The following is a 9797-nucleotide window of genomic DNA, read 5'->3' as shown; positions in this document are numbered from 1 at the left end:
GAATGAATCGTAGATTTGAACTCTATCACACTATTTTTCTCCTTCTTTGTCCGAATGACACACGTATTCGGACTTATTTCCGTATTTTTGCCTATGGTCTTCTCGGCCATCTGTTTTAGGAAAATTTGGTCAAAAAACTGTCCTCAAAAACCATTGGAAATGGAGGGCAGTTTTTTCTTTTCCTTGAAGAAAAATTAGATAGACTCAATTACTGATTAACATTATCGTATAATTATAAATGTTTACTACAATGTGTAGGAGAAAAATGCCTACAGTGGAACTATCAATTAAGTTACTGAGGGAGTTAGTACGATGCAAAACAAAATCTTACATAAGGACCTTATTATTTCAAGTGAAAATGGAGCATTGGAGAATGTAAAGCGACTTCTGCAAGAAGGAGCGAGCGTTCATTATAAGGATAAGAGTGGTAGAACAGCTTTAATGGCAGCTACACAAAATAATCAAGTTGCAGTTGTTCAGTTGTTATTAGAAGCTGGAAGTGATGTTAATACAAGAGATATTACCCAGCTAACTCCATTCATTTGTGCGGGTGCAAACGGATTTCACGAAATTTTAAGCTTGATGCTGAAATATGGCGCTGATCTTAACAGTGTAAATCGATTTGGGGGTACGGCATTACTACCTTCCAGTGAAAAAGGGTATCTGAAGACGGTTCAACTTTGTTTAGATGCAGGGGTCCCAGTCAATCATGTGAATGATCTAGGCTGGTCCGCTTTATTAGAAGCAGTTATTTTAGGAAATGGAGGCCGTTTGTATTCTGAAGTAATCCAACTTCTTGTTGAAGCGGGAGCAGATGTAAACTTGCCAGATAGAGATGGTAAGTCTGCACTTCAGCATGCAGTAGAACTCAATCAGCCAAAGGTTGTTAAAATCTTAAACAGGGCATATGCAGAAAGTAATATTATCAAAAAAGCAAAATCATTTTACAAAGAAGATAGATACGAAGAGGCTATTAAAACTATGAATCATGGACTTGAAAGTGACTTAGAGAACTTAGATTTGTATTTTTACAAAGGGTATTTTTTACAAGAAGCAAAGAGGTATGATGAGGCACTAACACAATTTGAGAGGGCCCTAGCTATAGATGCAAACGACTTAGATTTTTATTTCTATACGGCCAATTGCTTGCGACTCATGAAGAAATCAGATGATGCACTTGCTGAATATAATAAGGCTTGTGAACTTGATCCAAATGAAACCTTTTACCGGTACCATAAATCAAATTATTTAAGAGAACTTGGCAGGCATGAGGAAGCCGTCGCCGAGATGGACAAGCTTTTGGCGCTCCAGCCGCATCGATACGATTTCTCCTTTCACAAAGCTAATAGCCTTAGGTCACTCGGAAGACATAAGGATGCGGTTGAAGCAATTGAGAATGCAATTAAATATGATCCAACCAATCCCTTGTACCACTTGCACAAGGAACAATCACTAAAATTGTTAGGAAAAAAATAGATTCAGACAAAGGAGAGTACCCAATTGGAAGATAAAAATATTTTCGAAGAAAAACTACATAAAATGAACTCCTGCCTACTCTTAAATGTTCGACTAGAAAGTGGATATATATATGAAGATGGTCAGGTTGTTGAAACTGAAACAGAGTTGCAAAATATCCAAATTGAGAATGGTGTAATTACGAAAATTCAAGGGATATATGAACCTTATAGAAGAGATATTGATATTTATGATGCGAAAGGTCTGCTGCTTCTCCCCGGGCTTAAGGATATGCATATCCATCTAGATAAAACCTATTTTGGAGGTCCATGGAGAGCGGGGGCAAATCGGAAAACAATCTTTGACATGATTGCTTTAGAGGAAGAATTACTTCCGAAGTTACTTCCAACAGCCCAGGAACGAGCGGAAAAACTGATTGAACTAATCCTTAGCTACGGCTCAACCTTTGTTCGCAGTCATTGTAATATTGATCAAACAGTTGGTTTGAAAAATCTAGAAAAATTAAAGATTGCACTAGAAAATTATTCAGATAAAATTTCATACGAAATAGTAGCTTTTCCACAGCATGGATTGCTTCGTTCAAATGTAGAAGGATTGTTAAGAGATGCCATGCAGCTTGGAGTAACACATGTAGGAGGTCTTGACCCGACCATTGTTGACGGAAATATGGAGAAGTCTTTGGAAACAATGGTTCAAATCGCAGTTGACTATAATGTGGGCATTGATATTCATCTCCATGAAGGCGGGGAAGTGGGTGTAAGAGCGATTAATAGATTGGCTGATTTCACAGAGGAGGCAGGACTAAAGGGGAAGGTTACAATTAGCCATGCATTCTCACTTGCTTCATTATCGGAGGAAGCAGGAATTGAACTTACAAACCGCCTTGCTTCACTTGGTATCTCAATTGCCTCCTCTGTACCGATTGGTAAAATTGTTATGCCAATTCCATTACTCAAAAAGCAAGGAGTAGAAGTCCTGCTTGGAAATGATAGTATTACAGACCATTGGTCACCGTTTGGGTTAGGGGATATACTTCAGAAAGCACATCTTGCAGCCCAATTATATGGATGGAGTAATGAATATAATTTATCCCGTGCCATGTCTCTCGCAACAGGGGGAATTACACCATTAGATCAAACTGGGGCTCAAATTTGGCCGAAGGTTGGTGACGAAGCAACGGCAATCCTCGTTCCGGCAAGCTGTTCAGCGGAAGCTGTAGCACGTCTGCCAAAACGCGCTGCTGTACTTCATAAAGGTGTATTTTCTTCGGGTTCATTGGAAAAGAAGTAGAAATTAGTTTGTTTAATAAAATAATAATTGCATGAAAAGCAAAGGATGGACTTTTGGTTAGGTATATTTTAGTGCTCCTGTAAATACAAATAGAACAAATAAAGCTTTATTGGGAGGTTTTTGGGGTGAATAGGGAAGGTGCCTTGCATGCGGATACAGGTGTAACATCTGGATTGTTTGTTGAACGTTCCTTAAATGAAATTCGTTTCTGGGCTAGAATCATGAAAGAGCATTCTTTATTTCTTCGATTAGGTTTTAGAGCAGAGGACACCCAACTAATACAGGAGGCAAATCAGTTTTATCGATTATTTGAACACATCGAACAAACTGCACATTTTTTTAATAATCAAACTGACCCGGAACAAATAAGAAGATTTAATTCAGAAGTACAACAAGCTGCAGCCAATATTTTCGCCTTTAAACGGAAAATATTAGGATTAATACTCACCTGTAAATTGCCAGGGGCAAATAATTTCCCGCTGTTAGTTGACCATACGAGTAGGGAGGCAAATTATTTTCGAAAACGATTAATAGAATTAAATGAAGGAAAATTAAAATCGCTTCCTGATGCCATTATTAAAGAGAATGTTTTCTTCTTAAGGATAATGGCAGACCATGCCAAATTTATTGGTCATCTCCTTGACCCGTCCGAAAGGAAGCTGGTAGATTTGGCACGGAATTTCAGCAATGATTTTGATCAATTGCTGTATCAAGCAAGGGATTTAGAATCTATGAAACCGCAATCTCAAACTGCTCCCCTTTTAGATCAATTCCTTGACCAAAATCGGGTGTCAGTCTCATCTCTTAGGGATTTCAAGAAAACAGCCAGAGATTTAATTGAGCAATGTAAAATAAAGAGCATCATCCATCCCCTTTTAGCAGACCATGTTTTCCGCGAAGCTGATAGATTCCTAGAAATCATTGATATGTTTGACGCTCACCTTACAGGAGGTAGCTCACAACCAAGATAATCTTAGTTTAAGAATATAGATTGTGATTGCAACGTGTAACGAGTTTAGATGAAACATGATAATAAAAGGTTGGATTCTGTCCAACCTTTTTTGTTTTAACTCATTATATTCATTCCTGGATTTCACTTGCTTTTTTAACCGTTAATCACTACCCCAACGTTTATATGCAAAAATTGTCCGGACATGAATTCGATTATGACTCTTTGCAAATTCACAGTCTTATTTCAAGAATCAACAACCTGTTAAATAAAACACCTTCATATTTTTGAACACCTGGGCATTTACTTTTACAGGGGGTGGTTTTAATGAATGCAAACGAGCAGCCTCAATTTCGAATATTTTCTAAAACCAGCAAACTTGTGTTTGGAGCATTTTTGGCTGCATTTGCAGCCATTTTTCAGTCTGCAGGCGTATTTGGAGGATTTGGTTATGTCTTCAGTATGTTAACAACTCTTCCAATTCTCCTGTCCTCAATGATGTCAATCAGGATTGGGATCATGTCTTATGTAATAACGATTTTACTACTCATGATTTTTCAGCCTTCTGAGTTGTTTGTTTTTCCTTTTACTACAGGTTTATTAGGGATTAGCTTGGGGATAGCATTTAGGATATGGAAAAGCCGACTCGCAATTACTTTATTTGGTGGCATTGCATTAGCAATAGGAATTATGGCTTTGTTGTATGTATTTCATTTTCCTGTTTTAGGCCCATCTGTTACAGGAGAATTTGATGAAAAAATAGTTATTCTCATCTTACTATTTTCCGTTTTTTATAGCTGGCTTTGGGTGGTTTTGGGGAGGAAAACTGCAAAACTTTTCTTAACATCTATCAAAAAATCTGGCACCTCTTTTAAATAAGTTGTCTTTAAAATTCAATAAACGCCGTCTTTGTTGATGTGAGATGTTGAAAACAGTGGATTACTAGATATTGCTAAAATGAAAGGGTTGACTAATAGTTAGGTATTATTGTAGTATAAAAAATAATTGAATAAGACCTCACTTTTTAATAGTGAGGTAGAGGCGCGGTATTTAACAGTCTTTAGTGGAGCTTGAGAAGCAGTGATGCTAAGGAGAAGGAAATGTCGCCGAAGTTTGTAATATTCTCAGTATTACATGCTGGGTCTGTAGTTAAGAGCTGCAGGACTGTCTCAATAAACCCCCAGTTTATTGAGTTGTGCTATCTCATTTGGGATAAAAGAGAGGACTTTAGGGCAGCTATACAGCGACTTGAGTACATCTCAGGTCGCTTTTTTTATGTCGAAAATTATCAAAAAATAGGAGGAAATTCATTATGAGAAACAAGTTATCATTATTCATAGTTTTACTGATTTCAAGCATTTTATTATTAGCAGGATGTGGGACAAGTAATAGTTCTAATTCCGGTTCATCAGAGGATAATACATTTAAGGTCGGCCTTGAAGCAGGATATGCGCCATTCAACTGGACTCAAAACGACGATTCCAACGGTGCAGTAAAAATCGATGGATCTGCAGAGTATGCAGGTGGATATGATGTAGAAATTGCGAAAAAAGTAGCTGAAGGATTAGGAAAAGAATTAGTGATTGTTAAAACAGAGTGGGATGGCCTTGTACCAGCATTAACATCTGGGAAAATTGATGCAATTTTAGCTGGTATGTCACCGACTGCAGAACGTAAAGAAGCAATCGATTTTTCAGATAATTACTACACATCAAATCTAGTAATGGTCGTGAAGAAAGGCAGCAAATTTGAAAATGCCACTTCTATTCAAGATTTCAAGGGAGCAAAAATTACAGCTCAATTAAATACCTTCCACTATTCAGTGATTGATCAAATAGAAGGTGTAGATAAGAAAACGGCGATGGACAACTTCCCGGCAATGAGAGTTGCTCTTGAATCAGGAATAATTGATGGATACATTTCAGAGCGTCCTGAAGGAATTAGTGCTTCATCTGCAAATGAGAACTTTGTCATGGTTGAGTTTGAAGAAGGCTTTACAACTTCAGAAGATGATACAGCAATTGCTGTCGGACTTAAAAAGGGCAGTGAATTAACAGATAAAATCAATGAAGCTTTAGCAGGTATTTCAGAAGAGGAACGTACAAGCATTATGGATTCAGCAATTAAAAATCAACCAGCAGCACAATAAAAGTTACTTCAAACCGACTGTTTATCAAACTACAGTCGGTTTTAAAGAGTAAAGGAGGAAAAAAGATGAGTTTTGAGTGGGTCATTCGAATAATCACAGAAAACTGGCCAATGTTCCTTCGTGGTGCTGGTGTAACACTTTTGATTGCTTTGATTGGGACGGTCTTTGGGGCAATAATCGGATTGTTAGCTGGAGTGGTTCGCACAATTCCAATGCCTGAACGTGGAGTGAACAAGATATTTTTAAAAGTGATTAATGTAATCCTTTCAATCTATATTGAATTCTTCCGTGGAACACCGATGATTGTACAAGCGATGGTTATTTATTATGGTTCTGCATTAGCATTTGGCATAGATATGAATGTGTTTGTTGCAGCGATTATTGTTGTATCGATTAATACAGGAGCATATATGGCTGAGTATGTTCGTGGTGGAATTGTTTCGATTGATAAAGGACAGTTTGAAGCAGCACATGCGATTGGAATGAATCATTTCCAAACGATGTGGAATGTTGTATTGCCACAGGTTATTCGTAATATTCTGCCTGCAACTGGCAATCAATTTGTCATTAATATTAAAGATACGTCCGTTCTGAACGTGATTTCAGTGACAGAATTATATTTCGTGACAAAATCGATTTCAGGAAATAATTTTAGATATTTTGAATCATTTTTCGTAGCATGTATGATTTATTTTGTAATGACCTTCATTGTGACAAGAATACTTCTATATTTTGAAAAAAAATTAGATGGCTCTGATAACTATACGATGATTGGGAACGATAGACCAATACAAGTAAATCAAGAGCAATAGAAGGAGGAGATAAAAATGGAAAAGATTATAGATATTCAACATTTAAGCAAATCCTTCGGAACTCATGAAGTTTTAAAAGATATTGATTTCTCAGTGAATAAAGGAGAAGTAGTCTCCATCATCGGTTCCTCTGGATCTGGTAAATCAACTCTTCTTCGTTGTATTAATCTATTAGAAAGACCAAGCGGCGGACAAATTATCTATCAGGGTGAAAATATATTGGATGACATGCATGATGTCGCTACCTATCGGAGACATTTAGGGATGGTTTTCCAACAATTTAACTTGTTTAATAATCATAATGTCCTTAGCAATTGTGTAGTGGGACAAGTAAAGGTACTGAAACGCTCCAAGGAAGAAGCCGAGAAAGTAGCGATGAAATACTTGAAGGTTGTTGGCATGGACAAATATATTAATGCCAAACCAAAGCAATTATCCGGTGGGCAAAAGCAACGCGTCGCGATTGCAAGGGCACTTTCCATGGAACCAGATGTGATGCTATTTGATGAGCCAACATCAGCGCTTGATCCAGAAATGGTAGGAGAAGTTCTAAAAGTCATGAAGGAACTCGCTGATTCTGGTCTTACAATGTTGATCGTAACGCACGAAATGGAATTCGCAAAAGAAGTATCTGATCGCGTCGTATTTATGGACAAGGGAGTTATTGCGGAAGAAGGAAGTCCTGAGCAGATTTTCATTAATCCAACGCAGAGTCGTACTAGAGAATTTCTGAAACGAACTTTAGTACACTAATAATGAAAATTAAAGGGCCTGACCCCCAGTGTACTTAAGCGTTGAAGTACTGGGGGTTGGGATTTGATAAAAGGCCAATCTCCATGATGAGATTGGTCTAATTTCGTTTATAATTTTTTTTTGTTCCACGATTAGACCCTTTCGGACAGCCCCATTCATTTTGTGGTATTTTTTAAAAGGAATTGATATGAGAATGCAGAAATAAAGTAGTTGTAGGTTTCATTTTAATGGCAAAGTGATCAGTAGAGGAGAGAATTGTATGAAAAAAAATATTTTAGTATTTGGTGGCACACGTTTTTTTGGTCGGAAGTTAGTAGAGTTGTTACTTAAAGATGGGCATAATGTTTCAATTATCACTCGCGGTGTGTCAGGTAATCCATTTGGTGAACAAGTTGAGCATATAATCGCAGACCGTGAAAATAAAGAGGAACTTTTGGAAAAAGTCGAGGGTAGAACTTTTGACATTGTTTATGATAATATTTGTTATTCTCCAAACGCTGCATATACATTCTGTGAAATTTTCAATGGGAAAATTGGTAAACTAGTATTCACTTCGACCCTTTCCACTTACACGTTGGATGGGAAGGTGAAAAGTGAGAGTGATTTTGACCCGTATACATATGAAATCAAGATGGGAGACAACAAAGATTTCATCTACGGAGAAGGAAAACGTCAGGCTGAAGCTGTTTTCTTTAAATACGCAACGTTTCCGGTAGTTGCAGTGCGTTTTCCTATCGTTATGGGAGAGGATGATTATACTAACCGTTTACATTTTTATGTCAATCGAGTATCAAAAGGAGAGCCAATTTGTTTTGTCAATATGAACGCAGAAATGTCATTCATTCAAGCTACCGAAGCTGCAGAATTTTTAAAATGGGCAGGCGTAACTAAAGAAGTAGAAGGTCCGTATAATGCAACTGCAAACGGAAAAATTTCTTTGTCTGATTTAATCAATCTTGTCGAAGAGGCTACAGGCAAAACAGCAAACATCTCTATTACGGAAAACCAGGAAATAATGTCTCCATATGCAGTTGAAGATTCATGGTATATGACAAATGAAAAAGCAACAAAGCAAGGCTTTGAATTTACTGACTTACATGATTGGTTAAAACCATTAATAGAAGCGATCGCTAAATAAGCATTACTATGTAGGTGCTTAACCAAAGTCTTTGTGCTGTAAATAAACGTGTATATTTACATTGTTATTTTAGATGTATAACATATAACTTCAGCTGCTTTTGAAGATTTACAATATATCTGCGATTATATATCACGAATATAGGTCCTGATCCACAATTAACTAAAGTGTAAAAGGACTGGGGAACAGTAACGGGTTCTGTTTTCGAGTACAAAAAGTTAAATAAAACATTAATTAGCAGTCGAATTCGCATATGAATTTGACTGCCTCTTTTTAATGGTATAATGGGATAATTAAGGTAATTATGAGTAAAATAGTACCCTAATTCGCACCTCTCTTATAAAGGTGACAGAAGTTTGTGTACCTTTGCTAATTCATATGTTAAAACGGTGCCAAGTCTTTTACCAATTTCTTATTTATAAAATAGATTTTATGGATATTTCTTTTAAAATAATGAGAGATGTTATTCAACTATCGGGGCAGGATAGAAGAAGAAAAAAACAGCTTTATAATTAAGTAGACAGAAAATGCAAAACAAAAAAGCAAAGTCAGAATGTCTCTTCCTTTGCAAGAACCTAAATAAACTTTTATTTTGAAATACTATCTCCATATTTACTATTTGAAAAAATCTCCTCCGCAGATAATAGTGTCCAGTCTCTGACCGGGGTGGTGGGATTCTTTTCTAAAAAGGAATTCACTATTTGGTATCCAATCTTGTAGTTGGTCCAATGGGGGATTCCTTTGTTTGGATTTCCAAAATAATCGTTTTTTATTAATGAGTCGATTGACCATAAATCATCTTCTAAATTTTCCCACACCTCTTTTTCTGTTTGGGCTGAAAGTGGTTCAATCCACGGTATATTAATATCGGGGTAAAGACTTTTGGCAAAAGTGTCCGCTTTACCTTCGAGAATTATTGAATCTAATACAGTGTTCTTCCAGTTTACATTTCCGCCCTCCATATAAATAGTATGATGATATTCATGTGCAACACTATACTCCAACAAATCCAAATTAAATGAAGATGGATCAATCTGTATTATGATTACATCCTTAACTGCTATCGCAGCAGTTCCACCCATTAGATTGATATCATACATGTCATCCGGATTAGGAGGAAATAAATAAACAGTCTTATTCCCGCCTGGAAGGGTATTAGATGATTTAATCAAGGCTTGTTCAATTATTTTATTTATTTCATCTTGATTATTAATTAGAGAATAAACAAAT

Annotated in this window: 9 protein-coding genes and 1 riboswitch; of the genes, 8 read left to right on the top strand and 1 reads right to left on the bottom strand. The window is 36.7% G+C overall.

Annotated features, from left to right (window positions below):
* Positions 1-312: 312 nt before the first annotated feature.
* From V7112_RS07410 to V7112_RS07375, 8 genes are all read left to right on the top strand, one after another.
* A complete protein-coding gene (locus V7112_RS07410; RefSeq protein WP_335417279.1) occupies positions 313-1476 on the top strand; it encodes an ankyrin repeat domain-containing protein in 1164 nt (387 codons plus the stop codon).
* A 63-nt stretch (positions 1477-1539) separates the two neighbouring features.
* Positions 1540-2766, top strand: coding sequence for an amidohydrolase (locus V7112_RS07405; protein ID WP_335417454.1), 1227 nt, complete (start codon positions 1540-1542; stop codon positions 2764-2766).
* Positions 2767-2891: 125 nt separating this feature from the next.
* Entirely contained in the window at positions 2892-3737 is an 846-nt protein-coding gene (locus V7112_RS07400; protein ID WP_335417275.1) for a DUF2935 domain-containing protein, read from the top strand.
* A 305-nt stretch (positions 3738-4042) separates the two neighbouring features.
* Positions 4043-4594 (top strand): hypothetical protein, encoded by a 552-nt coding sequence (locus V7112_RS07395; protein ID WP_335417273.1) that lies wholly within the window; start codon positions 4043-4045, stop codon positions 4592-4594.
* Positions 4595-4743: 149 nt separating this feature from the next.
* Positions 4744-4924: riboswitch (Lysine riboswitch) on the top strand.
* Between the two features lie 103 nt (positions 4925-5027).
* A complete protein-coding gene (locus V7112_RS07390) occupies positions 5028-5864 on the top strand; it encodes a transporter substrate-binding domain-containing protein (RefSeq protein ID WP_335417272.1) in 837 nt (278 codons plus the stop codon).
* Between the two features lie 65 nt (positions 5865-5929).
* Positions 5930-6676 (top strand): amino acid ABC transporter permease, encoded by a 747-nt coding sequence (locus tag V7112_RS07385; protein ID WP_335417270.1) that lies wholly within the window; start codon positions 5930-5932, stop codon positions 6674-6676.
* A 15-nt stretch (positions 6677-6691) separates the two neighbouring features.
* Positions 6692-7429 carry an amino acid ABC transporter ATP-binding protein gene (locus V7112_RS07380; RefSeq protein ID WP_335417268.1) on the top strand — a complete coding sequence of 246 codons (738 nt, stop codon included), beginning with the start codon at positions 6692-6694 and terminating at the stop codon, positions 7427-7429.
* A 259-nt stretch (positions 7430-7688) separates the two neighbouring features.
* Positions 7689-8567, top strand: coding sequence for an NAD-dependent epimerase/dehydratase family protein (locus V7112_RS07375; protein ID WP_335417266.1), 879 nt, complete (start codon positions 7689-7691; stop codon positions 8565-8567).
* Positions 8568-9154: 587 nt separating this feature from the next.
* Here V7112_RS07375 and V7112_RS07370 read toward each other — a convergent pair.
* Positions 9155-9797, bottom strand: a 643-nt coding sequence (locus V7112_RS07370) for a DUF2268 domain-containing protein (protein WP_335417264.1), incomplete at its 5' end; no start/stop codon positions are given.

Source organism: Bacillus sp. JJ1566 (assembly GCF_036962685.1).
GTDB lineage: Bacteria > Bacillota > Bacilli > Bacillales > Bacillaceae_L > Ferdinandcohnia.
This window is presented reverse-complemented; position numbering and strand designations above follow the sequence as displayed.